This window comes from uncultured Aquimonas sp. (assembly GCF_937888285.1).
Classification (GTDB): domain Bacteria; phylum Pseudomonadota; class Gammaproteobacteria; order Xanthomonadales; family Xanthomonadaceae; genus Aquimonas.
This window is the reverse complement of record NZ_CALART010000063.1, coordinates 23,109-46,212: the sequence shown is the minus strand read 5'-3', so window position 1 is coordinate 46,212 and position 23,104 is coordinate 23,109. Positions and strand designations below refer to the sequence as shown.

At 69.3% G+C, this 23,104-nt stretch carries 21 protein-coding genes; 3 read left to right on the top strand and 18 right to left on the bottom strand.

Going from position 1 to position 23,104, the window contains the following annotated elements; translation table 11 throughout:
* Positions 1 to 2: 2 nt before the first annotated feature.
* Complete coding sequence (gene tadA, locus Q0654_RS12865) at positions 3 to 476, bottom strand: tRNA adenosine(34) deaminase TadA (protein WP_298854445.1); 474 nt, start codon at positions 474 to 476, stop codon at positions 3 to 5.
* A 178-nt stretch (positions 477 to 654) separates the two neighbouring features.
* On the opposite strand from tadA, the gene Q0654_RS12860 reads away from it, so the two are divergent.
* Positions 655 to 1,161 carry a GNAT family N-acetyltransferase gene (locus Q0654_RS12860; protein ID WP_298854385.1) on the top strand — a complete coding sequence of 169 codons (507 nt, stop codon included), beginning with the start codon at positions 655 to 657 and terminating at the stop codon, positions 1,159 to 1,161.
* Positions 1,162 to 1,210: 49 nt separating this feature from the next.
* Here Q0654_RS12860 and Q0654_RS12855 read toward each other — a convergent pair whose 3' ends face one another.
* On the bottom strand, positions 1,211 to 2,386 hold the full coding sequence (locus tag Q0654_RS12855) for a hypothetical protein (protein ID WP_298854383.1): 1,176 nt from the start codon (positions 2,384 to 2,386) through the stop codon (positions 1,211 to 1,213).
* Between the two features lie 275 nt (positions 2,387 to 2,661).
* Between Q0654_RS12855 and Q0654_RS12850 the strand changes: the two genes are divergently transcribed.
* On the top strand, positions 2,662 to 5,892 hold the full coding sequence (locus Q0654_RS12850; protein ID WP_298854381.1) for a VIT domain-containing protein: 3,231 nt from the start codon (positions 2,662 to 2,664) through the stop codon (positions 5,890 to 5,892).
* A gap of 282 nt (positions 5,893 to 6,174) precedes the next feature.
* On the opposite strand, the gene Q0654_RS12845 is transcribed toward Q0654_RS12850, so the two are convergent.
* Complete coding sequence (locus Q0654_RS12845; protein WP_298854379.1) at positions 6,175 to 6,555, bottom strand: hypothetical protein; 381 nt, start codon at positions 6,553 to 6,555, stop codon at positions 6,175 to 6,177.
* A 160-nt stretch (positions 6,556 to 6,715) separates the two neighbouring features.
* On the opposite strand from Q0654_RS12845, the gene greB reads away from it, so the two are divergent.
* Complete coding sequence (gene greB / locus Q0654_RS12840) at positions 6,716 to 7,231, top strand: transcription elongation factor GreB (RefSeq protein WP_298854378.1); 516 nt, start codon at positions 6,716 to 6,718, stop codon at positions 7,229 to 7,231.
* A gap of 33 nt (positions 7,232 to 7,264) precedes the next feature.
* Here the strand turns inward: greB and Q0654_RS12835 are convergent, their stop codons facing one another.
* From Q0654_RS12835 to Q0654_RS12765, 15 genes are all read right to left on the bottom strand, one after another.
* The gene (locus Q0654_RS12835) at positions 7,265 to 9,514 is read right to left on the bottom strand and encodes a DUF5916 domain-containing protein (RefSeq protein WP_298854376.1); all 2,250 of its coding nucleotides are present in this window, start codon (positions 9,512 to 9,514) and stop codon (positions 7,265 to 7,267) included.
* A gap of 84 nt (positions 9,515 to 9,598) precedes the next feature.
* On the bottom strand, positions 9,599 to 11,815 hold the full coding sequence (locus Q0654_RS12830) for a M12 family metallo-peptidase (RefSeq protein ID WP_298854374.1): 2,217 nt from the start codon (positions 11,813 to 11,815) through the stop codon (positions 9,599 to 9,601).
* 154 nt (positions 11,816 to 11,969) lie between these two features.
* Entirely contained in the window at positions 11,970 to 12,419 is a 450-nt protein-coding gene (locus Q0654_RS12825) for a hypothetical protein (protein ID WP_298854372.1), read from the bottom strand.
* Positions 12,420 to 12,462: 43 nt separating this feature from the next.
* Positions 12,463 to 12,984: a DUF2059 domain-containing protein gene (locus Q0654_RS12820; protein ID WP_298854370.1), complete on the bottom strand. Its 522-nt coding sequence runs from the start codon at positions 12,982 to 12,984 to the stop codon at positions 12,463 to 12,465.
* Positions 12,985 to 13,087: 103 nt separating this feature from the next.
* Positions 13,088 to 13,426 (bottom strand): low molecular weight protein tyrosine phosphatase family protein, encoded by a 339-nt coding sequence (locus Q0654_RS12815; protein ID WP_298854368.1) that lies wholly within the window; start codon positions 13,424 to 13,426, stop codon positions 13,088 to 13,090.
* Positions 13,423 to 13,887, bottom strand: coding sequence for a hypothetical protein (locus Q0654_RS12810; RefSeq protein WP_298854366.1), 465 nt, complete (start codon positions 13,885 to 13,887; stop codon positions 13,423 to 13,425). Before Q0654_RS12810 ends, Q0654_RS12815 begins: the two co-directional genes overlap by 4 nt.
* 100 nt (positions 13,888 to 13,987) lie before the next feature.
* Positions 13,988 to 14,467, bottom strand: coding sequence for a pilin (locus tag Q0654_RS12805; RefSeq protein WP_298854364.1), 480 nt, complete (start codon positions 14,465 to 14,467; stop codon positions 13,988 to 13,990).
* Positions 14,464 to 15,285: a hypothetical protein gene (locus tag Q0654_RS12800; RefSeq protein ID WP_298854362.1), complete on the bottom strand. Its 822-nt coding sequence runs from the start codon at positions 15,283 to 15,285 to the stop codon at positions 14,464 to 14,466. Before Q0654_RS12800 ends, Q0654_RS12805 begins: the two co-directional genes overlap by 4 nt.
* A 139-nt stretch (positions 15,286 to 15,424) precedes the next feature.
* Positions 15,425 to 16,273, bottom strand: a complete 849-nt coding sequence (locus Q0654_RS12795) for a DUF3025 domain-containing protein (protein ID WP_298854360.1) — start codon at positions 16,271 to 16,273, stop codon at positions 15,425 to 15,427.
* 4 nt (positions 16,274 to 16,277) lie between these two features.
* A complete protein-coding gene (rimO, locus tag Q0654_RS12790; protein WP_298854358.1) occupies positions 16,278 to 17,624 on the bottom strand; it encodes a 30S ribosomal protein S12 methylthiotransferase RimO in 1,347 nt (448 codons plus the stop codon).
* Positions 17,625 to 17,699: 75 nt separating this feature from the next.
* Positions 17,700 to 18,608 carry a UTP--glucose-1-phosphate uridylyltransferase GalU gene (galU, locus tag Q0654_RS12785; RefSeq protein ID WP_298854356.1) on the bottom strand — a complete coding sequence of 303 codons (909 nt, stop codon included), beginning with the start codon at positions 18,606 to 18,608 and terminating at the stop codon, positions 17,700 to 17,702.
* 23 nt (positions 18,609 to 18,631) lie between these two features.
* Positions 18,632 to 20,518, bottom strand: a complete 1,887-nt coding sequence (locus Q0654_RS12780) for a nucleoside-diphosphate sugar epimerase/dehydratase (protein WP_298854355.1) — start codon at positions 20,516 to 20,518, stop codon at positions 18,632 to 18,634.
* Positions 20,518 to 21,531 carry a lipopolysaccharide biosynthesis protein gene (locus Q0654_RS12775; protein ID WP_298854354.1) on the bottom strand — a complete coding sequence of 338 codons (1,014 nt, stop codon included), beginning with the start codon at positions 21,529 to 21,531 and terminating at the stop codon, positions 20,518 to 20,520. Before Q0654_RS12775 ends, Q0654_RS12780 begins: the two co-directional genes overlap by 1 nt.
* Entirely contained in the window at positions 21,531 to 22,703 is a 1,173-nt protein-coding gene (gene lapB, locus Q0654_RS12770; protein WP_298854353.1) for a lipopolysaccharide assembly protein LapB, read from the bottom strand. The genes Q0654_RS12775 and lapB overlap by 1 nt, the downstream gene beginning before the upstream one ends.
* Positions 22,700 to 23,026: a lipopolysaccharide assembly protein LapA domain-containing protein gene (locus Q0654_RS12765; RefSeq protein WP_298854352.1), complete on the bottom strand. Its 327-nt coding sequence runs from the start codon at positions 23,024 to 23,026 to the stop codon at positions 22,700 to 22,702. The genes lapB and Q0654_RS12765 overlap by 4 nt, the downstream gene beginning before the upstream one ends.
* Positions 23,027 to 23,104 lie beyond the last annotated feature (78 nt).

Genomic DNA, 23,104 nt, shown 5'->3' with positions numbered 1-23,104 from the left:
ATTCACGCGGATGGATCCTTGGGTTCGAAGAGCTTGGCCTGCGCCCGGCGGGCGCGGAAGAAATCGCGCAGCAGCGCGCTGGCGTCGTCGGCCAGCACCCCGCGGCAGACCTCGACGCGGTGATTGTGGCGCGGCGAGGTCAGCAGGTCGAAGACGCTGACCACCGCCCCGGTCTTGGGGTCGTCGGCGGCATAGACCACACGGCCCACGCGCGCATGCACCAGGGCCATGGCGCACATCGCGCAGGGCTCCAGGGTGACGTAGAGCGTGCTGCCGGTCAGCCGGTAGTTGTGCCGAGCGCGGCCGGCTTCGCGCAAGGCGACGATCTCGGCGTGGGCGCTGGGGTCGTGGTCGCTGATCGTGCGGTTCAGGCCACGACCGATGCACTGCCCGGCAGCGTCCACCAGCACCGCGCCCACTGGCACTTCGCCCAGGCGGTCGCGGGCCTGCTCGGCGAGTGCAAGCGCCTCGCGCATCCAGGCGATGTCGGTCCCGCTGGGAATACTGGCGTCGTGGAGGTGTGTGTGGCTCAAGGGTCGGAGTGGTCAGGCGCGGCGGTCGCGCATTGTCCCCTCTGGCGCGCCCGCCGTGAATGCCGGGACTTGCGCCGCTCGTAGTCGACTGCTGTGCTGCGCTGCCACCGGAGACCCGTGCATGCCCTGCCCCACCAGCCCTCGCCTGCACTTCAACGAGCTCGACCCTGACGATGCCGACTTCATCCTGCGGCTGACCAACAGCGAGGGCTGGCTGCGCTACATCGGTGACCGCGGCGTGCGCAGCCGCGACGATGCGATCCGCTACATCGAGGACGGCCCGCGCCGGCTTTACCGCGAGTCTGGCTACGGCCTTTGGCGGATCAGCCGCATCGATGACCCGACGCCGATGGGCCTGTGCGGGCTGGTACGTCGCGACAGCCTGCCCGGACCCGATCTGGGCTTCGCCTTCCTGCCCGAGTTCTGGGGCCGGGGCTACGCCCGCGAGGCGGCTGAAGCGACGCTGGCCTTCGTCCGCGACGCGCTGCAGCTGCCTGGCCTGCTCGCGATCTGCCAGCAGGACAATGCGGCCTCACTGGGCCTGCTCGCGCACCTCGGCTTCCGGCACGTCGAGCTGTTCCGGCACAGCGATGGGCTCACCCTGTGCAAGCTCGAACTGAGGTTCTGAGCCCTATCGCAGCACGGTCCGAACTGACGAAGCAGGCCGCGCCATTGGATCAACCCTCGGTAAGCCAGTCCGACAGCTGTCGACGCACCGTTGGTGAACGCAGCAGCTGAAGATGGCCGGTGCCCGGCACCACCAGCGCGTCGTCGGCGGGCCTGCCGAGCGCTCGTCGTCCCAGCGCGCTTTCGACCGGCACGAGACCATCGCCCAGCAGCGCGGCATCCAGACGACCCGGCGCACGCGCCAGCGAGGCCGCCACGGTGTAGCAGCGCAGATCCCCGGGCAGCCCCTCCGCATCGTGCAGGCCATCGCGCAGGTCGAGGATGCCGCGGCTGCGCAGCGCGCCAATGCGGGTGAACGGATGTGCGAACGGCAGGCGTCCCAGCACGCGTTCGAAGGCGTGGCCAAGACGCTCCAGCGGCGCGCCCTCATTGGGCGTACCCAGCAGCACGATCTCGCGCAGGGCACCACGCCAGCGCAGCGCTGCCTGCCGCGCCTGCCGTTCGGCACTGCGTGCGACCAGCCCCCCCATGCTGTGCCCGATCAGGCTGATCCGCTGCGGCGGCCGCGGCATGGCCGCCAGTGCCGATTCCAGCGCCTCCGCGAGCAGTCGCCCGCTGTGCTCGATCGCCAGCCCGCTGTTGTAGCGGAAATAGACCGGCACCGTGCCCAGTTCCGCGCCCAGCGCCGCGCCGTGTCCTGCATCACCGCGGCTGCGCCACTGCAGCTCGTTCATGCACAGGCCATGCGCCAGCACCAGCAGATGCCCCGAGGCCGAGGCTGCAGCCAGGGCATCCGCCAGCGAGCCTTCGTGCGCGCTGAGTGCCGGCTGGATGGCCAGTGCATTGCCGGTCGCATGCAGGTGATCGCCGCAGACGCCGTTGAGTGCGGCCAGCCAGGCCAGACGGCGGGCGTCGATCGGCGCCTCATCCGATACCCCGGTGTGCTCGGCCGCTCGCTGGCCCTCCAGCGCGCGCAGCGCCGCCTGCGCACCCGAGCCGACCAGGGCGTGCCCGCCGCGCACCAGCGCGTAGATGCGACCGGCAAGCCCGCCACAGCGGTCTGCCGTGGCGCCGTGGGCAAGGCCCAGCGTGCGACGCACGGACTGGTGCACGCCCTCGGTGATGTCGATCACGCCCTCGCTCGCGCGCTGCGCCAGCGCCACGGCCGCCCGCGCATCGCCCGGCTGCCAGCGACCCGTGCGCCTGTGTTTCGTGCTCGAACCCATGGCAGCCTCCGACTCCGGGACGGTGCGCTGCATGGATGCGCACACCGCGTTGCAGCCTGCGCCTGGCGTCTGGAGTGAATGCTCCGATCGCGTCCGCGGCGCAGACTCGAGATGGCGACGCGTGGCGGCATCGACAAGCGCCCGGGCGCATTCAATGAGCTGACTCACCGCCCTGGCGCAGCACCAGCCGCGTCGCGCGTGGTCGAAGCTAAGAGCAATCGCGCGAGCGACGCCAACTGCTAGGCTGCCCTCGAACTCGCCCGGAGCGCCCCCGCATGCGCCTGCTTCGACTGTTTGTCCTGCTCTGCGCCTGCGGCGGGCTGACGCCTGCCCAGGCGCTTACGCCCATACCCGATACGCGCCCCCTGCCGCCGCCACGGGTCTGGATTCCCCCCGCAGAGGACCTGTTGCCGGTGCAGCTGCAGTCGGTATCGATCCACATCGACAGTCAGGGCTCATTGGCGCGCACCTGGATCGAGCTCAGCTTCCACAATCCCAACGCACGCGTCCTCGAAGGCGAATTCCTGTTCCCGCTGGCTGACGGACAGACCGTCTCCGGCTACGCGCTGGAGGTGGAAGGGGCGATGCGCGAGGGCGTGGTCGTGCCGAAGCAGACCGCACGCGTCGCTTTCGAGGAGATCAGCCGGCAGCAGATCGATCCGGGCCTCGCCGAACTCACCCAGGGCAATGTCTTCCGCACCCGCCTGTACCCGATACCTGCGCGCGGCAACAAGCGCGTCGCGCTGGGCTTCGAGCAGCTGATGCCGCTGCGCGAGGGTCAGTACCGCTACCTGCTGCCGCTCAGCTTCGACGCCCCAATCGAGCGCTTCGAAGTACAGGCGCTGGCGCACACGGGCGATCTGCGTCCGGCGCCTGCCTCGCCGGACCCTGAGCTGCGGTTTGATCGCGCGGGGCCGGCCTGGAGCGCCGGCTTCGTCCGCCGCAACGTGCAGCCGCAGCGCGAGTTGGCGTTCTCGATTCCGGCAGGTGCTGCGCCTGCCGTGCAGATCGAGGCGCAGGACACGCAGCAGCCGGCGTGGCGCAGCGTGATCGCCAGCATCGAACCCGGCGCGCGGCGCATGGCGCCCACGGCCGAGTCCGTGCGGGTAGCGCTGTTCTTCGATGCCTCGGCCAGCGCGGCGCGCCGTGATCTGGAACGCGAGCGCGCCGTGCTGCAGGCGTGGATCAGGGCAGCGAATGTGCGCGAGCTGTGGCTGGTGCCATTCCGCGATGCCGCGGAGGCGCCGCGTCGCTTCGACGTCGCCAATGGCAACAGCGCGGCATTGCTGGAAGCGATCGAGGCCCTGCCCCTGGACGGCGGCAGCCGCTACGGCAGCCTTGATCTCACCAGTCTGCCCGAGGTCGATCGCGTGCTCGTGCTGGGCGACGGCCTGCACAACTTCGGCGAGGCCTCCCCAAGACTGCAGACACGCAGCGGCCACCAGCCCCGCGTATCGATCCTTCTGGCGACGCAGTCGGCGGACCACCAGCGCTTGCAGCGCATCGCGACTGCGCAGGGCGGCGAAGTCGTCGACCTGCTCCAGCTCGATGCCGAGTCGGCGCTGGCGGCCCTGCTGGCGGACGAGCGGCGCGTGCTCGCGGTCGAAGTCACTGGGGGCCACTGCGAGGACCTGCTGCCGAAGGCGGGCGAAGCCGCTCCGATGCGGCTTGTGGTGAGCGCGCGCTGCGAGGGCGAATCCAGCCTCCGGCTGCGGGTCGGCAATACCCAGGCCAGCGAAGAGTTCGCGATTCGGGTTGGTGAGTCATCCCCCGCCGAGGGCGCCCTGGGCGAAGCGGTGCATCGGCTGCGCGCGCAGCAGCAGCTGCGGCGCATGGCAGCTGAGGACAGGCCGGACACCAAGGCCATCCTTGCCTTGGCCACCCGCCACGGGGTCGTCACGCCTTGGACCTCGCTGCTGGTGCTGGACCGTATCGAGGACTATGTCCGCTACCGGATTGCCCCGAAGGAAGCCGAGCTGCGCGCGCAGTACGAACAGGCGCTGGCCATGGCCCAGAAGCCGGATACCAGTTTGAGCGAGCGCGATCGCATCGACCGCCTGCTGTCCGGCTGGGCAGAGTTCAGCCGCTGGCACCGGCGGGCGCATCCGTGGTTGGAGACGCTCCTGCCGCAGGCGGCTTCGGCCGAGGTCGCTCTGTGGCAGGCGCGCGCTGCGCGCGATCGCAGCGTGCGCGCGGAACTGCGCCAGGCGCAGACGCTGGACAAACGCATTCGCACGCTGCAATCCCGCTGGCCAAACGAGGGCAGCGATGCGCGCACGCGCCAGCGCTGGGAACGTGAGGCCGCCGAACAGCTCGAGTTGCTGCTGGCGCTGCGCGCGCGACGCGAAGCGCTGCCGGAGCTGCCGCGAGCAAGGACGGGCGCAGGCCGGGACGCACGCGAAGACGACGCCGCTGGTCGCCAGCAAGCGGCGATGCCCTCACCGGCGCCGTCAGTCCCCGCGCCTGCCTCCGCGCCCGTCGACGCCAACGATATGTCACTCGATCAGATCGTCGTCACCGGCGCACGGGTCTCCGAGGGCGCAGAGGAAGATGACGGCGACCCGTCCACACCCCGCGCAGAGATCCGGCTCCAGGCCTGGAATCCGGACACGCCCTACCTGCAGGCGATGCAGGCCGCCGACGATGCCTACGCCGAGTACCTGCGCCAGCGCGAGGCATACGGCGATACACCGGGCTTCTTCCTGGACGCCGCGGACCACTTGCGCGAGGTGCGAGGCGATGCGGCGCTTGCCCAGCGCGTGCTCTCCAACCTGGCCGAACTCTCGACCGAGAACACCGCCCTGGTTCGCGTGCTGGCGCATCGACTCTCGCAGTGGGGATCGCACGCCTTGGCCGTGCAGCAATTCGAGACCGCGCTTGCGCAGCGCCCGGAGGAGCCGCAGAGCCATCGCGACCTCGCGCTCGCGCTGGCGCGATTGCCGCAGCCGGACTATGTGCGCGCGATCGAACTTCTGTGGAAGGTCGCGCTCGGAGACTGGAGCAACCGCTTTCCCGGCATCGAACTGATCGCCGCGCACGAGATCAACGACCTCATCGCCCGCGCGGGCCCGGCGCAGCTGGCAGACACCCTGGACGCCCTGCGGATCCCGCAGACCCTGCGCGAACCACTGCCCATCGGCCTGCGGGTGACGCTGGGCTGGGACGCGGACAACACCGACATCGATCTGTGGGTGATCGACCCCTTGGGCGAGTCCGTCTACTACGCCAGCAACCGTTCAAGCAGCGGCGGCCGCGTCAGCCAGGATCTGACCCAGGGCTACGGGCCCGAAGTGTTCACCCTGACGAGGCCGCTGCCCGGCGTCTACCGCGTCCAGGCCAACTACTTCGGCGACCGCCGCCAGAGCCTTGCGGGCCCGGTCACGGTGCAGCTGGAGTTCCAGACCGCGTTCGGCACGCCGGATTCGGAGCGCCAGGCCACGACGCGTCGACTGCACGACGTACGCGGCCGGATCGATGTCGGTGAATTCCGGGTGGGCCTGGACTGAACACCTGTTTAAGCGCGGCGCGGTGGCGGGGGAATACGCGCTGAGCTGCGACTGTTCTGCGCACCGGGCGTTGCAGCTGGGTTCGGTGGCTGGAGTCGATCGCGATCCGCCACATGCGCTGCGCGCCGCGTCCATTACGCACGAACGCATCCGGCGTCGCCTGCTACCTGGCGTCGCTGGGGTCGCAGGGTGGACAAGCGCAGCGCATCCACCAGCAATTCCGATGGATGCCTCGCAGCAAGCGGAGCCCCTGCACGGGATCGTCCCTGTTGAGCCGATGAGCTAGACCTGCGCAGACGCCGCCATCATCCGCTGCAGTTCGCCGCTGGCGATCAGGGCCTCGAGGTCGGTGGCGCCGCCGATCAGCTGGCCGCGCACGAACACCATCGGAAAAGTCGGCCAGCCGCTCCACATCTTGAGCGCGCTGCGGCGTCGCCACTGCGAAAAGTAGCTGCCGTAGCCGAGATAGGCGTGCTCGATGCCGATGCCACTCAGCGCCTTGCGCGCGCGGCCGACGAAGGGATTGCCGGCCATGCCGATGACCAGCACCGGCTCGCGCGCGACAGCGGCACGAACTTCGTCGAGCAGATCGGCATGCAGGCGCGCCACGCGCTCGCGGATCGCCGGGTGCAGGTCCGTTTCACTCAAGATGGGTCGTGGCATGGGGTGAATGGCCTGGTGATCCTGGTGGACCTGCAGTCTGCCAGAGGCAGGCTTGGGCGGCGCGCTACGCCGCATGCGTGGCTGCGCGTCGAGGCTGGCTGACAGCGCTGCGGCCGGCAACCACAATAGGCGGCCGTCCTGATGCCGTCTCCAAGCGCATATGTCCCGCTGGCGCCCGCCTGCCCCCGGCTCCACCCCGATCATCACCCGCGAGGGTTTTGAAGCCCTGCGCGCCGAGTTGAACCATCTGTGGCGCGAGAAGCGCCCCGAGGTGGTGAAGGCGCTGGCCGCCGCGGCCGCCGAAGGCGACCGCAGCGAGAACGCCGAGTACACCTATCGCAAGAAGCAGCTGGGCGAGATCGACCGGCGGGTGCGCTACCTGAGCAAGCGCCTGGAGGCGCTCAAGGTCGCCGAGGGCCAGCCTGCCGATCCCGAGGCGATCTACTTCGGCGCCTGGATCGAGCTGGAGCGCACGGACGATGGCGAAACCCTGCGCTACCGCATCGTCGGCCCCGATGAAACGGATGCCGTACGCGGCTGGATCAGCATCGACTCGCCCTTGGCGCGGTCCGCACTCAGGAAGCGCATCGACGACGAGTTCGAGGCCCCGCTGCCCGGGGGCCGCGTGCGCTTCCTTGTGCTGGACGTGAGCTACGGCGCGGCGCTTCCGGAGTAAGGCGTCGAGCGCCGAGCACGCCCGGGCGCGCCTTCAGAAGCCCCAGCGCAGCTTGGCCAGGATCTGGTTGGCGGTTTCGTTGGCGCGGCTGCGGTCGAAGAGTCGACCGAGTCCTGCCGCATCCTCGTCCTCGCCGAAGTACTCGCCGCCGCGGCTCAGCACCAGGTAGAACTCGCGCTGCGGGGCGAACTCGTAGCGGTAGCGGATCTGTGCCGCCAGCGTGCCGAGGCTGAAGTCCGAGGGTGCCACGGCGTCGAACAGCGCGCCCGACTGCACCGCATAGCCCGCCAGCGCCTGCGCGCGCAGGCCGACGTACTGGGCGCGCAGCCGTACTTCGTGGCCTGCCGCCGGGAACCACTCGAGCGTCCAGTCGAACTCCGCCTGCCGCCGCGCGTAGCGTCCAAGGCGGTCACCGCTGTCCCAGATCAGCCAGTCGCTGCTGTCGGTGAGGTACACCCCCAGCGCCGTGCTGAAGCGCTCGCCGAGGAACCAGGTCGGCGTGAACTCGATGAAGCGCGCCCAGCCAGAGAGCCCTTCCTGCTCCAGGCCGAGGTCGGTCTCGAAGCGCCACCTGCCCATGCGCGGGCTGGCGAAGTAGACGCCCGCAAGATGCTGTGCCGGCAGGCGCACGTCGCCATTGCCGCGCAGCACGCGGTCATCGGTGTAGGGCGTACGCAGCAGTGCATAGGTGGTCAGCTCGGCGGCATTGCGGAAAGCCCAGCTGTGCCCCAGCTCCCAGCCACCATAGATGCGCTCGCCGGCGCCATTGCGCTGCCACAGCAGCTCGGTCTCCCACGACGAGTCGCGCACGCTGGACTCGGCGCCCCAGGCGCGCCGGTACCAGGTGTACTCGGCGCGCAGCAGGCTCATGTCCGCGCGCTGCAGGAAGCCGAGATCGTTCACCTGCAGGTCGCGGCCGTAGCGGCCCAGCTCGTACTCCTGGCGGAAGTTGGGGCTCACCGCATGGTCCATGCGCAGCCACAGCAGGCGCCCGTCGGGATCACCCTGCCCCGCATCGTCGATCCGGCTCTCGCCGACCGCTCCGCGCAGCTGCAGGCCTTCGAGCGGGCGCCACAGCGCATCGACCACGCCGACGCGCGCCTCGCGGTCCAGCGTGGGTCTGAGCGTCTCGGTGACGGTCGCGCCGTACTCGCCGCTGGCGGTGCGCCAACGACCGCGCAGCACCCGGAAGTCGCGGCCGCGCGCATCGACCGGATCGGCCTCGGTGGCGAGCAGGGTGCCGATGTCGAAGGCGCCGAAAGCGCCGGTGTACTTGATCGCGCCGTCGACATCGCTGATGCCGTCGGGGCCATCGTCCGGGCGACCGCCGATGCGGCGGGTGTTGACCAGCAGGGCGCCATTGCCCAGCGGCACATCGAAGAGGGCCTGGTTCTCGGTGAAGAAGGGCCGCTTCTCGCTGAAGAAAACCTCCAGCGCGCTGAAGTCGACCACCAGCGCGTCGCTCTCGACCTGGCCGAAGTCCGGCGCCAGCGTGGCGTTCAGGCGATGCGCGCCGCGCGCGAGGTAGAGGTCGGCACCGGCACGGGTGTCGGTGCTGCGCAGCAGGCGATCGTTCGCCACTGCGACATAGGGCACCACGTCGAGGCGCAGGTCGCTGCGCGCTTCGATCTCGAACTTCGCCATGTCGGCGACGAAGGTCGGATTCTCGAAATCGTAGTGTGGATGCGAGAAGCGCAGGCCGCGCTGCTCGACGACCCGCGAGAGGTAGACGCCGATGGTGGTGCGGCCGTCCTCGATGCGGCCCAGCGGAGCGATGCCCCAGGGCAGGCGCACCTCGACGCTCCAGCCGTCGGCGTCCTCGGCGACGGCCTGCTCCCAGACGCCGTCCCAGTCGTATTTGTAACCGTTCTGGCCGGTGATGATGGCGTCCTGGATGCCGCCGCTGATGCTGACGGTGAACTCGTAGGCGGTGCTGCCCTCGCCTTCGAAATCGATCATCAGATTGATCCGATCGGCGCGCGCCTGCGCATCGCGGCGGGTCGGATGGCGGGTGCGCGCGAACTCCGGCGGCTGCTCGGCGTGGATGCCGAAGTACAGGCCGTCCGCGCGCGAGAGCACGCGGACCTCGGTGCGCACCGGCGGCTGTTCGCGGGTCAGCGGCTGGACGGTGCGGAAGTCGTCAATGCGCAGGGCCTGCGCCCACTCGGGCTCGTCCAGGCGACCGTCGAGCTGGATGCCGTCGGCCGCCATGACGGGGGGCGCCAGCAGCAGGGCGAGGGCCAGCAGGGCAAGGACAGGGCCGGGGGCGGACACAGGGCGCATGCGGGCGGACGTGTGAGGGCGCGCAAGCATAGGTGAAGGGCGGGTCGTGACGACCCGCCGAAGGTCACGCAGGTGCGTCGGCGTTCAGGGTTCGAAGCCGTTGGCGAACAGTTCGCCCTCGCGCCCGCTCACCGACACGCTGATCGAGCGCGTCGCGCTGAGCGCGCCGCCCGAGCCGGTGTTGCCGAGGTCATTGATGCCCAGGCTCAGACTGACCGATGCCGGCCCGGTGGGCGAGGCGGTGAAGCGCACCGGCGTCGCCGCCACGAAGCTGTTGATGGCGGCCAGGGTGCCCGACAGGGTGAGACTGCCGCTGCCCGAGCCGCTGACAGTGACACCACCGCCGCTGCTGGCAGTGAAACTGCCGGAGCCCGCGCTGTAGGTTGCCTGCACGGCAATGCCGCCGCCGGGCGAGTCGACATCGGCGTAGCTGACGCCGCTGATGGCCGAGGACACGCTGGCCTGTACGGACAGCGAGGCAGGCGCGTTGAGGGTGGGCGCGTCGTTGACCGCAGCCATGGCCAGCGTCACCGAACGCGTGACCGGTGCTGCGACGGTATCGGTCACCGACAGGCCCAGCGTCACGTTGCCATTGGCATTCGCGACCGGCGCATAGCTGAGGCGTCCCTCGGAGAGGAAGCTGTTCAGGGCCGAGGGGCTGCCCGTCAGCACGCGCGCGTTGGCGCTGCCGCTCACGCTGACTCCAGCGGCCGCAGTCGCATTCAGCGCGCCCGAGGGCACCGAGAACGTCGCGGCCAGGCTGGCGCTGTCAGGGTCGGCGACGCTGATGCCGGTCAAGGCCAGCACCGTGTCCTCGACGCCGCTGATGCTGGCAGGCGCATTGATCGTCGGCGCCTGGTTGCTGCCGATCGGCACCACGCAGCTGCTCGGCTGGCTGGCGAGTCGCCCGTTCAGCTGGTTGACGTGGGTGGGATGCAGTTCGGTCGAGACACCGCAGTTCAGCCCGTTGAGATGGCAATAGGACATCAGCGTGCCCTGCGGCGCCAGCGGCGACTCCGCGCCGGTCGGGCAGGCCTGCGGCCCCGCATAGCAGCCGCCGCCAGACTCGCCGTTGAAGCAGCGATCGATGGTGCCCGTGGCGGCCTGGGCGCCGGTGCTGGCATTGGCGCAGTGGGTGTGGCGGGCGCCGAGGTTGTGGCCCAACTCATGCGAAACCACATAGGCGTCGTCCGCCGCCACCAGCTGCGGACTGTGGAATACGCGGGTCACGCTGTAGTGCCCACCCGAGCCCGACGTTGCCGTGCAGTAAGTGCCACTGCTCAGCAGCCAGGCGATGCCCGAGGAGCTGAACTGGTTGCTGGCCTTGCCCGAGAGCTTGAGCGCGAAAGCGCGCGACACCCCGGACTGGTTGGCCTGCCACCAGTTGCCGAACTCGGTCAGGGCCGCGCCCGTCGCCATGTCGTCGCTGTTGGTGTACGGATCAGCGGTGGTCGAGGGGCGCAGGATCAGGGTGCCCTGCAGCAGGCGCAGCTGCAGGCCGTACTGGGCGGGATCGTCCTCGTAGATCGCGTTCATGGCCGCCACCAGGGCGGCGACGTAGGCCGTCGCATTGCTGGTGTTGTTGCTGAACTTCTTCTGCAGCAGTTCGTTGTCGGTGTCGATGGCCAGCGTGACCTGTCGCGTCGCGGCCTTGGGCGCGAAGGACTGCATGGCCAGGCGCTGGGCCGGGGTCGACGGTGCACCGAACAGGTTCGCGGCCTCGCGGGCGCGCAGCGGCTGTGCGGCCGGCGCTTCGACCTTCGCGGTCGGCGCATCCGCCGCGCTCATGTCGCCGACGCAGGAGGCGACACGCAGCGCGCCGTCCGGCAGCGGCTGCTCCATATCGTTCGCGTCGAGCGCCAGCCCGCCCTCGCTGCGCGCGCCGGTGAGCGAATACATGCGCCCACCGAGCAGCAGCAGCCCCTCGGCCTTGGCGCTCTCGGGGTTGAGACTCAGCGACATGCGCTGGCCGGCGCTGGGCTCGGCGACGAAATGCAGACGCGCATCGCGCGGCAGCTCGCGGTAGCCGTCAGCGGTCGCCTCCAACACACGGGCATCGGGCGCATAGACCTCGATGCGGCGCAGGCGCAGCTCGACGGACTTCGGCGCTGCAGCGTCGCGCCGCGGTTCGGCCGTGCTCCAGTCCGTCAGCAGGCGACGCTCGTCGCCCGGCTGCGCAGAAAGCAGCGCTTCCAACTGCGCCTTGGGAATCTCCAGCCGCGCGGATTGAGCGGCAGCCAGGGCCGGTGCCAGTGCGGCAGCGAGAAGAATGAGACGGGGCAAGCGGGAGCGGAGAGCCATGGCGACTGCGGTCGACTAGCAGCGCAGGGGCTGCGAACGGCGTGAAGTCTAGCCAGATCGCCCCGAGCCATCCGTGACCGGTGTCCGCCGCCGCAACTGTATTCAAGGCGCGCTCGTCAACCGCGCCACTCGGCGGGCGCCAAGGCCGGCAAGATCAGGGCTGTGCCTGCGGCGGCGAAGGAGACGCAGCCGACGAATCCGCGGGCCTGTAGCGCGGCCCCGCGCAGACAAAGCCGGGATAGCGCCCACCCGTGGCGCGGGCCAGGGCGTGGGCCTGTTCCGAGTGCGCGGCATGGTCGTTGGGCGTCGGCAGCTCGCGATAGCGCGCGATCAGAATCCAGTCGTGGCCCTCGACCGAGCGTCGCACGCTCAGCATGAAGACCTCGGACGGGAGCGCTCGGGCCACGCCCTGCGCATCCGCCTCGCGCTCGAAGTAAGCGTTGAACTCAAGCTGATGGCCCGGAACCGCGCCCGGGGCGATACAGGGATTGCCAGCATACGGCGGAACCCACGGGTCGGCAGCGGCGCCGCTGATGGGGCTGGCAGCGGTAGCGCCGCCAGCGGCAGCGAGCAACAGGAGCACTTGGCAGGCGGCACGATGCATCGGGTTCACTCCCTCGGCTCGGAAGGCCGGTCAGCGTCGCAGGCTATTCGACCTTCTCGTCCGCACAGCAGCTCCGCATGCGTTCGATCGCGCGAGTCTGGATGTCCTGCAGCCGCGGCGCTGCGCGCTGCATCTGTTGGCCGAGCATGCCCATGGTCTGCTCCATCACCATCGGCATCTTGCGGATCATGGTCTGGCCGAGCTCTGTGGAATAGAACTCGATCATGCCGCGCAGCTCCGCTTCAGTGAAGCTGGCCTGGTAGATGGCGATGAAATCGGGCTCCATCACGTCCCATGCCATGTCTTCGACGAAGACATCGAGCATTTCCGCCTGCATTTCGTCGAGGATGCGCGCCTGGCCGGGCGAGAGCTGCGACAGATCCACTGCGTCACCGATGGCCTGTCGGGTCACCGCTTCAAGCTGCGGCCGCATGCTGTCGACCAGCTCACGGCTGCGGGTGATCTCCAGCAGCTCACGGACCGTGGCGTCACTGGGGGCGGCGGGCTCCTGCGCTATGGCAGCCGAGGAAACCAGGCAGAGGGCAAGGGTCAACGAACGGAACATCGAAGGCGCTCCAGCAATGGGAAGCGCCAAAGACTAAGCCAGGCGGACGGGCGCCGCGACCGGTGCGGAATCCGGCTTGAGGATTCTCCCGCGGACGAGGGCTTCAGTCTCGCCCTGGCGGCGAGCGCAGGAAGGGCGTGACCTTGCGCTTCAGCAGCTCGACCAGCTCGGGCTGCTGGTAGTCGTAGTCGTCCGGAATACCGAGGCAGACCACCCGGGCGCGCCTGAGGTGCGCCTTGAAGCGCTGGGCGAGTCGGGTCCGGTGCACAGGCTCCATCACGAACACGAAGTCCGCCCATTGCAGCAGCTCGGGCGAGACCGGCACGGCGGCCTCGTTGCCCAGCCCGGCCGAGGCCGTCTCCACGCCCGGCCAGTCAGCGAACACCTGCTCGGCGGTCGGGCTGCGCAGGCGGTTCTGGGTGCAGACAAAGAGCAGGTTCAAAGGACGGCGTCGGTGCAGGGCGGCAGGAAGGCGGGATCGATGCGCAGTCCCGGCCGCTCGTCGTCCCAGATCATGTTGGCGACGCGCCAGCGCTGGCCATCGTTGTAGAGCTGGATGCTGTTGATGCCGCGCTTGATGAAGTCGGTCTGCGCCGCGTCACGCCAGGCCTCGTAGGTGCTGAACACCTGGGCGATGTTGCCGAAGCGCTGCACCACGCGATGGATCTCGACCTCGAAGAAGGGCGCACCGGCGATCTTCTGCTCGAAGTTGGCCGGGTAGTCGGCGACCTCCATCACCAGCGCCCAGGGCGTGCCCGCCTCATCGACACCGGTGCGCACCATGCGCGCAAACGGCATGAACAGCTCGGCCTGCTGCGACCAGTCGCGGCGATGCCCGGCCGGCCCGGAGACCTGCGCATACAGGGCCTGCATCAATGCGCCAATGGCGGCTTCGTGGTCCATGCTCGACTCTCCCCGGGTCCGCGTGTCGCGCAGTATTGCCTCGCGCTCGTGCGAATCCGCATGCGTCGAAAGTATCGAAAGCGGCTCCGGTTCGAATTGGCTAACCGCGGCAGCTGCCGGGCAGCACCACGCCGGGAACGTCGGTGCGATTCTCACCCGAGGCCGACATGCCGGGCACGGGCTGCTCGAAGCCACACAGCCAGGCGATCGGGCTGGTCGGGCTGCCGTCGACGCTGGCGGGTCGGAAGGAAAGCACCTTGCCGCGCAGACTCTCGGACGCCTTGAAGCCCAGCGTGACATGGACCGCGCCATCGACGACTTCGACACCGGTGATGCGATTGCCAATGAGCTTGTCGGGGAGAGGCAGACCGGCGGTGCTGTTGTCCTGCGGGAAGCGCTCGAACTCGGTGTAGTACTGCTCCACCCTCCGACGCGCATGCTCGGCCAGCGATATGGCCTCGACGATCTCGGCGCGCTGGATATAGGTCTGGTAGCTCGGCAGCGCGATGGCTGCGAGGATGCCGATGATGGTGACCACGATCATCAGTTCGATCAGGGTGAAACCGCGTGCTTTGTTCATAGCGAGGAACCCATCCTGAAGATTGGCAGGTAGATGGCGACCAGGAAGGTGGCGATGCTCGCCACCACGGCGAGCGACAGCAGAAGCAGCAGCCCGACACTGAAGCGTTCCGCCCGTCGCTGCAGTCCTTGGGCTTGAAGGCGAAGAATCGCGGGCAGCTCCTCGGAGAGCAGCAGCCCCTCCGACTCCATCGCGGCCAGCTCATGCTTCAGTGCAAGGTCGTCCACGGCGAGGGCCGGACTGGCGACAAGCGCACGCACCCGGGTGCCTTGAGCACGCAGTGCGAGAGGCAGAAGCCAGGCGAGGCGCCGAGCGGACACACGCGAACCTGCAGAGGGCAACAGGCCTCGCAGCGCCAGCGCCGAAGCAAGGACATAGCCGGCCAGAAGCGACACCCCGACGGCAAGCAGCGGCGCCCAGCGCATGACCTGCTGACTGAACTCGGGCAGGACGTGGCCCGCAGCGGCGTAGAAGCTCTGCAGCGAGGGCAGCACGAACAGGCTGAAGATGGACACCATCAGGATCAGCATCGCGCTGAGCAGCAGCAGGTACAGGCTCACCCTTGCCCGACCCAGCGGCGGCTTCAGCAGATCGTCCAGATCAAGCGTCGCGTAGCGCTGCAGCGCGATCTCACGGGCTTCGACCGGCATGCGCGCCAGCGCCTGCATAAGGCTGTCGGCCAGTGAGTCGCTCCGCGGCGGCGGCCCGAGCAAGGCCGCGTCGCGATGCGAGCGGAAGTACTCCAGCGTCGCCGCGAAATCCTCGCCCGAACGACGCAGATGTCGCCGGCAGCTCGCGTGAAATCGTTCCCATCCCATGCAGTCGGCTCCTTGAACACAGTCCTCGCGCGAGCATCCTGCCTGCTCTGCCTACAAACGCAATCGGCCGCGCGGCCGAACAGGGTGTCGCGACAGGATGCGGGAAGGCGCGAAGCGTGACAGAACCCGCTCAGCGGCTTCAGGGCCCAGCGTCCGGGTCGAGTTCCACCGCCAGCGGATACACCCTGCCCTCGCGCAGCGGCCGGAAGCACTCGCCCTCGCGCAGGAATTCCGCCTCGCCGCTGCGCGGATGCCAGCCGGGCAGCAGCGCCGTGGGCAAGGGACGCAGCTCCTGCGGATCGGTCAGCAGTTCGCCTGCAGCGATGCCCTCGGCGACGCGGCGAACTAGCGTGCTGGTGGAGACTTCGGGCGGCGCCAGCACGGCGATGGCCTTGCCGACCAGCAGCGGCTGCGGGTACAGCGCGTGCTCCAGCAGCGCATGCCCGAATACGTGGGCTTCGAGTGCCTCGGGGTCGAGCTGGGCGCGGGCACCGAGCGCGCCCCAGTCGTGCGCATCCCACAGCGCCAGCGTGTGCGCATCGGACACCCGCACCAGCACGCCGGCTTCATCGAAATGCGTCAGTGCGCACTGGCCGCGGGTGCGCTCGCTGGCACCGACCGTGGCCACGTCGGCAGCCTGGCGGGCGTTGAGCGCGGACTTGAGCTGAGGAAAGCGCATCCACACCAGCGCGTTCAGCAGGTCATGCCAGTTGTCGGCGCGGGTGGGAATCTCGCCGCGCTCGAAGATGCGGGTCTCGTAGTGCAGGCCTTCGGCCAGCAGCTCAGGCGTCTGCTCGACGAAGCGCAGGCTGCGCCCGGTGCCGGCGTGCTTCAAGCCGCAGCCGCGCGCATTGAGCGTACCCATGTCGGGCCAGTGCTCGACGGTGAGCAGATCCAGCTCGAAGCGATACGGCGCGAAGGCCGGATGCTCGAAGACCGCCCGATCGACGGCCTCGCGCGCGGGCGCCTCGAAGCGACGCTTGGCCATGGCGTCAGTCGTCGAGCTCATCCTCGCCCGGGCCGATCAGGCCGAACAGGTCGTGCTCGTCGCTGCCGAGGATGCGCACGTTGACGATGTCGCCGGGCTTCACGCCCATGGCCTCGCCGTCCTGGATCTGCACCAGGCCGTCGATCTCGGGCGCGTCGAAGCGCGAGCGGCCGATCGCGAGCTCGCCTTCGAGGTGGTCGATGATCACCGGCTGCAGCGTGCCGACCTTGGCGGCCAGCTTGGCCTCGCTGATCTCGGCCTGCAGCTCCATGAAGCGCTGCAGGCGCTCCTGCTTCACTTCCTCCGGCACCGCGCCCGGCAGGTCGTTGGCCGCCGCGCCCTCGACCGGGGAATAAGCAAAGGCGCCGACGCGATCGAGCTGGGCCGCTTCGAGGAAGTCCAGCAGCTCCTCGAAGTCGTCCTCGGTCTCGCCGGGGAAGCCGACGATGAAGGTGCTGCGGATCGCGAGCTCGGGACAGGTCTCGCGCCAGCGCTGGATGCGCTCGAGTGTCTTGTCGACCGCACCGGGGCGGCGCATGGCGCGCAGGATCTTCGGGCTGGCGTGCTGGAAGGGAATGTCCAGATACGGTAGCAGCTTGCCTTCAGCCATCAGCGGAATCACGTCGTCGACGTGCGGATACGGATACACATAGTGCAGGCGCGTCCAGATGCCGAGCTCGGACAGGCCTTCGCACAGCGCCTTCATGCGCGTCTGGTAGGTCTTGCCGCGCCACTCGCGCTCGGCGTACTTCAAGTCCACGCCGTAAGCCGAAGTGTCCTGCGAGATCACCAGCAGCTCGCGGACGCCACCGCGCGCCAGCTTTTCGGCCTCGCGCAGCACGTCGTCCACCGGCCGGCTGACCAGGTCGCCGCGCATGCTGGGGATGATGCAGAAGCTGCAGCGGTGATTGCAGCCTTCGGAGATCTTGAGATAGGCGAAGTGCTTGGGCGTGAGCTTCAGCCCGTAGTCCGGCAGCAGGTCGATGTAGGGGTTGTGCTGTGGGGCGACGACTTCGTGCACCGCGTTCATCACGCTCGCGTAGTCCTGGGGCCCGCTGATCGCCAGCACTTCCGGGTGCGCCTCGCGAATCGTCTCGGGGCGCTTGCCCAGGCAGCCGGTGACGATCACCCGGCCGTTCTGGCTGATCGCCTCGCCGATCGCGTCGAGCGACTCGTCCACCGCCGAGTCGATGAAACCGCAGGTGTTGACCACCACCACGTCGGCCTCGTCATAGGTCGGCACGATCTCGTAGCCCTCGACCTTCAGCTGGGTGAGGATGCGCTCGGAGTCGACCAGCGCCTTGGGGCAGCCGAGACTGACGAAACCGACTTTGGGGGCGGTGCTGGACATGGGGTGGCGGGCGTCTGCGAGCGAGGGGCGCGGATTATACGCCCCGCCTCTGAATCCCCGCCCTCGCGCCCCGCCCTATTCCAGCGGCGCCTCGCTGTGCGAGAGCTCTTCCAGCGTCTGCCGCATGAAGCTCTGCGCGGCGGAGCTGAGCTTCTCGTGGTCCAGCGCGAAGCGGATCGTGGCCTGGATCAGGCCGATGTGGCTGCCACAGTCGAAGCGGGTGCCCTCGAAGTGATAGGCCAGGGTCTTGTGCTGGGCGAGGCGGGCGGCGATCGCGTCGGTCAGCTGGATCTCGCCGCCGGCGCCCGGCCGGGTAGCGCGCAGCGCATCGAAAATGCCGGGGCCCAGGAGGTAGCGTCCGACCACACCCAGGGTGCTGGGCGCGACCTCTGGCCTGGGCTTTTCGACCATCGCGTGGATGCGGCCCGAGCGGCCTTCGAAGGCGTCCGTGGCGACGATGCCGTAGCTGGAGGTCTGCGCGCGCGGCACGTCCTGGACTGCGATCACGCTGGCCTGCTCGCGCTCGGCCAGATCAGCCATCTGCTTCAAGGCGCCGGGGCCGCTGGCGTTCCAGATCAGATCGTCGGGCAGCAGCACGGCGAACGGCTCATTGCCGACCACCGGCTCGGCGCACAGCACCGCATGACCGAGGCCCAGCGCTTCGGCCTGGGTCACGAAGATCGCCCGCACATGCGGCGGCAGCACGCCGCGGACGACGTCGAGCAGCTCCTGCTTGCCGGCACGCTCGAGCTTCTGTTCGAGCTCGTAGGCCTTGTCGAAGTAGTCGGCCACCGCGTGCTTGTAGCGGTTGGTGATGAACACCAGGGTGTCGCAGCCGGCTTCGATCGCCTCGTCGACCGCGTACTGGATCAGCGGCTTGTCGACGATCGGCAGCATCTCCTTCGGCACCGTCTTGGTGGCGGGCAGGAAGCGGGTGCCGAGTCCGGCCACGGGAAACACGGCCTTGCGGATGCGTTGGGTCATGTGAGGGGGATTCGGTTGGCAGTTCAGGAGACGCGGTGCAGCGACACCACGCCGGGCGCGTCTTCGCTGCGGCGGAACTCGGGCACCAGTTGCTGCAGGATCTCCAGCATCTGCGCCGAGTCGTACTGCTGGCTGGCCTGGCGCAGCCGCAGCAGCTGCTGCTGGATCGACTGGGCGGCGAGCTCGCGCGGCTGCGCCAGCATGATCTTGGGGTGCCGGGTGGGCTGGTAGTCCTCCTGCGGATGGAACAGCTCCTCGAAAAGCTTTTCGCCCGCGCGCAGGCCGGTGAACTCGATGCGGATGTCCTCGCCCGGACGCTTGCCGGCGAGCCGGATCATCTGTTCGGCCAGGTACTGGATCTTCACCGGCTGGCCCATGTCGAGGGCGAAGATCTCGCCGCCCTCGCCCAGCGTGGCCGCCTGCAGGATCAGCTGGCAGGCCTCGGGAATCGTCATGAAGTAGCGGGTGATCTCAGGATGGGTGACCGTCACCGGCCCACCGCGGCGGATCTGCTCGCGGAACAGCGGCACCACGCTGCCGGCGGAATCCAGCACGTTGCCGAAGCGCACGGTGACGAAGCGCGTGCCGCCCTGGCCCTGCAGGGTCTGGCACAGCAGCTCGGCCAGCCGCTTGCTGGCGCCCATCACATTGGCCGGATTGACGGCCTTGTCGGAACTGATCAGAACGAAACTGCCGACGCCGTGGCGCAGCGCGGCCTGGGCCAGCACCTGGGTCGACAGCACGTTGTTGCGCACCGCCTCGCGCACCATGCCCTCGAGCAGGGGCACGTGCTTGTAGGCGGCGGCGTGGAAGACCAGTTCGGGCCGGAACTCCGACAGCGCGTACTCGGCCACCGCCGGATCGCCGCAGTCGCCCAGCACCGGCACCACCAGCAGCTCCGGGAATTCGGCGCAGAGCTCCTGCTCGATGCGGTAGAGGTTGTATTCGGACTGCTCCAGCACGATCAGCGAAGACACCCCGAGCCGCGCGACCTGGCGGCAGAGCTCCGACCCGATCGAGCCGCCGCCGCCGCTGACAAGCACGCGCCGGCCCGACAGCCCGGTGCGGATCGCGGTCCAGTCCAGCGCCACCGGATCGCGGCCGAGCAGGTCCTCGATCGCGACTTCCTTCAGCTGGTTGAAGCTGGAGCGACCGTCGATGACGTCCTGCAGGCGCGGCACCGTGCGGAACGGCAGGCCGCTGTCCTCGCAGCGCTCGACCGCGCGCTGCATCTGCTGGTTGCTGGCAGACGGCATGGCGATCAGCAGCATTTCGGCGGCGACTTCGCGGGCGATCTGCGCAAGCTGGTCGAGGTCGCCCAGCACCGGCACGCCGTGAACCTTGGCGCCGCGCAACGCGCGGTTGTCGTCGATCAGGCCGAGCGGACGGAAACGCCCCTCGCGGCGCAGGTCGCGCACCAGCGCCTCACCGGCGCTGCCTGCACCGATCACCAGCACGCGCAGCGGCTGCAGGCGCGGAGCCCCGCCGTAGCGGCTGTCCTTCCAGAAGCGGTAGAGCCAGCGCGGTGCGCCGAGGCAGACCAGCAGGGTCAGCGGGTAGAGCGCCATCACCGTGCGCGGCACGTTCTCAAGTCGCGTCAGCAGGAACAGGGCGCTGAACACGGCCAGCGCGCCGAGCAGACAGGCGCGCGCGATGTTCCACAGGTCGGGCAGGCTGGCGAAGCGCCACAGCCCGCGATACAGGCCGGTCCACCACAGCACCACGCCCTGGGCCAGCAGCACCACCGGCAGCTCGGGCGGAAACAGGGTGAAGGACGGTGCGTTCGGCACCAGGCTGAAGCGCAGGGCGTTGGAGATGACCCACGCCGCCCAGACCATCAGCAGGTCATGCAGCACCACGGCAAGGCGCGGATGCACGCGGCCGATCAAGCCGGCGACGCGGCTGACCATCAGCGCGGCCTCCGCAGCAGCCGCGCCCTGCCCCAGAGCCAGATCAGGCCGGCCAGGGCATACACGCCAATCGCGATCGGCAGGCGTAGGGCGGGCTGTTCAAGGGCAAGGACCATGGAAGGCAGGATCACCAGGAGGCTGAAGGCAGCGTAGGCAAGGCTGACGCGCACGTGGCTGGCGCCGCGTCGGACCCACCACTGGTAGAGATGTTCCCGGTGCGCAGCATACCAGCGGCGCCCCAACAGCATGCGCTTGGCCAGGGTCAGGCCGGCATCGGCGAGGACCGCTGCCACCGGCAGCAGCAGCAGCCAGGGCGCACGCACGCTGGGCAGCAGCAGCAAGGCGAAGGCACCGAGTGCGAAGCCGAGTGCGCCGCTGCCGACATCGCCCATGAACAGGCGTGCGCGCGGCAGGTTGTAGGGCAGGAATCCCAGCACCGCCGAGGACAGGGCCAGCATCAACACGGCCGCCCCCGCGAGACCGGCCGCCTGGGCGAGACCTGCGTACAGGCCCGCGGCGATTACCGCCTGCAGGGCAGCAAGTCCGTTGATGCCGTCGATGAAGTTCCAGAAGTTCACCAGACTCACGATCCACAGCAGGCCGAGCCCGAAGTGCAGGGCCGTCTGCATGTCCGTTGGCGTTCCCTGTAGCACCCACAGGAACTGGGCCGCCGCCAGCACATGGACGACAAGCCGGAATCGCGCCGACAGCGGCCGATGGTCGTCCCACCAGCCGACGGCCGCGACCGCGAGCAGGCCCGCGCTGAAGGACAGGCCCAGCGTCGCCGGCGTCAGCAGCAGCGGCGCCAGCGCAGCGAGCACCAGCACGAAGCCGATGCCGCCGCCGCGCGGGGTGGCGACCACATGCGAGCGGCGGCGTCCAGGTGCATCCATCAGGCCGCGACGCAGGGCGTAGGCCAGTGCAAACCTGCAGATCAGAAAAGCCAGCAGGCCGCTGCCAAGCAGCAGCAGTACCGACGCAAGCGGGCCCATCGAAGCCAACGACAGCGGCATCAATCCCCCGCCGGGCCGTGGATCGGACGCACGCTGCTCCAGCTCTTGCAGCTCGGGCACTGCCAGTGGTGCTGGCGGGCGCCGAAACCGCAGCGGTTGCAGCGGTAGGTGAGCACGCTGGAGGCGAGCTGGCCGGTGGTCTGTTCGAGCACGCGCAGGATCGGCAGCGCCGCCTCGGCGGGCCTCGACGTGCCCAGCTCGATCAGGGCAGCCTGGCCCTTGATCGACGGGCGCTGGCGCAGGGCTTCGCTCAGGTAGTCGGCGGCGGCGCAGTCGCCATCGTCTTCGCGGATCAGCTGGAACAGGGCCAGCACCGGCGCCACGCCGGCATAGCGCTCGCTCATCTCGGCGAGGAAGGCCCGCGCCCGCGCCCGTTCCCCGAGGCGCCCATAAGCCGAAAGCAGCGGCTTCAGCACTTCCGGCAGGGCGTCGGGCTCATGCCGGGCGACGCGCTCGAAAGCACGCACGGCGAGCGCGTCGCGCCCTTCGGCGAGCTCGATCTGGCCCTCGATGATGCCGGCGCGCACGCAGTTGGCTTCGGCCGCGAACGCCTGTTGGAGCAGCGCGCGCGCGTCGGCGCTGCGGCCCTGCCGGCGAGCCTTTTCGGCCAGCTCGCAGTGGAAATGCGCGACCAGGCGGCCGGTGGGTTCGCCGGTCGCGGCCTCCAGGCGCTGAGCGTGCTCGATGGCCTTTTCCCAGTCGCGCTCGGCCTGGTAGATCACCAGCAGATGGCGCAGGGCCTGCGGGGCCTGCTCGCCCAGGCGGACGAGGTCGGCGAACAGGGTTTCGGCACGATCGAGCAGGCCGGCGCGCATGTAGTCCTCGCCAAGCTCGAGCACGGCCTGCACGCGCTGCTCATCGGTCAGCGTGCTCCGCTCGATCAGGTTCTGGTGGATGCGGATCGCGCGATCGACCTCGCCGCGGCGCCGGAACAGGCTGCCCAGCGCGAAGTGGGTCTCGACCGTGTCGCTGTCGATCTCGGCGATCTGCAGGAAGACTTCGATCGCCTTGTCCGGCTGCTCGTTGAGCAGGTAGTTCAGGCCCTTGAAATAGCGGGTCGACAGCCGGCTGACGCGATGCCCACCGGCACGCTCGGCGTTGCGGCGACCGGCGTACCAGCCCCAGGCCATGGCCACGGGCAGCAGCAGGAACAGCAGCAGAAGCTCACTCACTGCAGGGCGTTCCGCTGGGCCGCTTCCGCCGCCTTGAGTTCGATCGTGAGGCGGCGCAGCTTCCTGCTCCGCGGCATCAGCACCAGCACGGTCAGCAGCAGGCCGGCCGCAAACGCTCCGGTGAGGGCCGCCAGCAGCAGGGCCAGGCCGAGGCGAAGCGAGAAATCGAAGCCGAACAGATCGATCGCGACCGGCGCAGGATTGAGGGCGCCAAAGAGGAAGCCCAATCCCAGCAGGCCGAGCGCGACCACGGTCAACAGAATGCGCATGCGGGCTCCCGAAAGGACCATCGCGCACAGGAGCGACGGCAACCAGGCGGGCATTGTAGACGAGCACTCATGCCGCCACGGGCAGTGGCTGCCACCAGCGCGGAGGGCTGCTCGACGGACGGGCGGCAGGGG

What these genes read in the sequence shown, in the direction of transcription:
- tadA (WP_298854445.1), bottom strand. Translation starts at nt 476, where the DNA reads ATGCGCGAGGCGCTTGCACTCGCCGAGCAGGCCCGCGACCGCCTGGGC.
- Q0654_RS12860 (WP_298854385.1), top strand. Translation starts at nt 655, where the DNA reads ATGCCCTGCCCCACCAGCCCTCGCCTGCACTTCAACGAGCTCGACCCT.
- Q0654_RS12855 (WP_298854383.1), bottom strand. Translation starts at nt 2,386, where the DNA reads ATGGGTTCGAGCACGAAACACAGGCGCACGGGTCGCTGGCAGCCGGGC.
- Q0654_RS12850 (WP_298854381.1), top strand. Translation starts at nt 2,662, where the DNA reads ATGCGCCTGCTTCGACTGTTTGTCCTGCTCTGCGCCTGCGGCGGGCTG.
- Q0654_RS12845 (WP_298854379.1), bottom strand. Translation starts at nt 6,555, where the DNA reads ATGCCACGACCCATCTTGAGTGAAACGGACCTGCACCCGGCGATCCGC.
- greB (WP_298854378.1), top strand. Translation starts at nt 6,716, where the DNA reads ATGTCCCGCTGGCGCCCGCCTGCCCCCGGCTCCACCCCGATCATCACC.
- Q0654_RS12835 (WP_298854376.1), bottom strand. Translation starts at nt 9,514, where the DNA reads ATGCGCCCTGTGTCCGCCCCCGGCCCTGTCCTTGCCCTGCTGGCCCTC.
- Q0654_RS12830 (WP_298854374.1), bottom strand. Translation starts at nt 11,815, where the DNA reads ATGGCTCTCCGCTCCCGCTTGCCCCGTCTCATTCTTCTCGCTGCCGCA.
- Q0654_RS12825 (WP_298854372.1), bottom strand. Translation starts at nt 12,419, where the DNA reads ATGCATCGTGCCGCCTGCCAAGTGCTCCTGTTGCTCGCTGCCGCTGGC.
- Q0654_RS12820 (WP_298854370.1), bottom strand. Translation starts at nt 12,984, where the DNA reads ATGTTCCGTTCGTTGACCCTTGCCCTCTGCCTGGTTTCCTCGGCTGCC.
- Q0654_RS12810 (WP_298854366.1), bottom strand. Translation starts at nt 13,887, where the DNA reads ATGGACCACGAAGCCGCCATTGGCGCATTGATGCAGGCCCTGTATGCG.
- Q0654_RS12805 (WP_298854364.1), bottom strand. Translation starts at nt 14,467, where the DNA reads ATGAACAAAGCACGCGGTTTCACCCTGATCGAACTGATGATCGTGGTC.
- Q0654_RS12800 (WP_298854362.1), bottom strand. Translation starts at nt 15,285, where the DNA reads ATGGGATGGGAACGATTTCACGCGAGCTGCCGGCGACATCTGCGTCGT.
- Q0654_RS12795 (WP_298854360.1), bottom strand. Translation starts at nt 16,273, where the DNA reads ATGGCCAAGCGTCGCTTCGAGGCGCCCGCGCGCGAGGCCGTCGATCGG.
- rimO (WP_298854358.1), bottom strand. Translation starts at nt 17,624, where the DNA reads ATGTCCAGCACCGCCCCCAAAGTCGGTTTCGTCAGTCTCGGCTGCCCC.
- galU (WP_298854356.1), bottom strand. Translation starts at nt 18,608, where the DNA reads ATGACCCAACGCATCCGCAAGGCCGTGTTTCCCGTGGCCGGACTCGGC.
- Q0654_RS12780 (WP_298854355.1), bottom strand. Translation starts at nt 20,518, where the DNA reads ATGGTCAGCCGCGTCGCCGGCTTGATCGGCCGCGTGCATCCGCGCCTT.
- Q0654_RS12775 (WP_298854354.1), bottom strand. Translation starts at nt 21,531, where the DNA reads ATGCCGCTGTCGTTGGCTTCGATGGGCCCGCTTGCGTCGGTACTGCTG.
- Q0654_RS12765 (WP_298854352.1), bottom strand. Translation starts at nt 23,026, where the DNA reads ATGCCCGCCTGGTTGCCGTCGCTCCTGTGCGCGATGGTCCTTTCGGGA.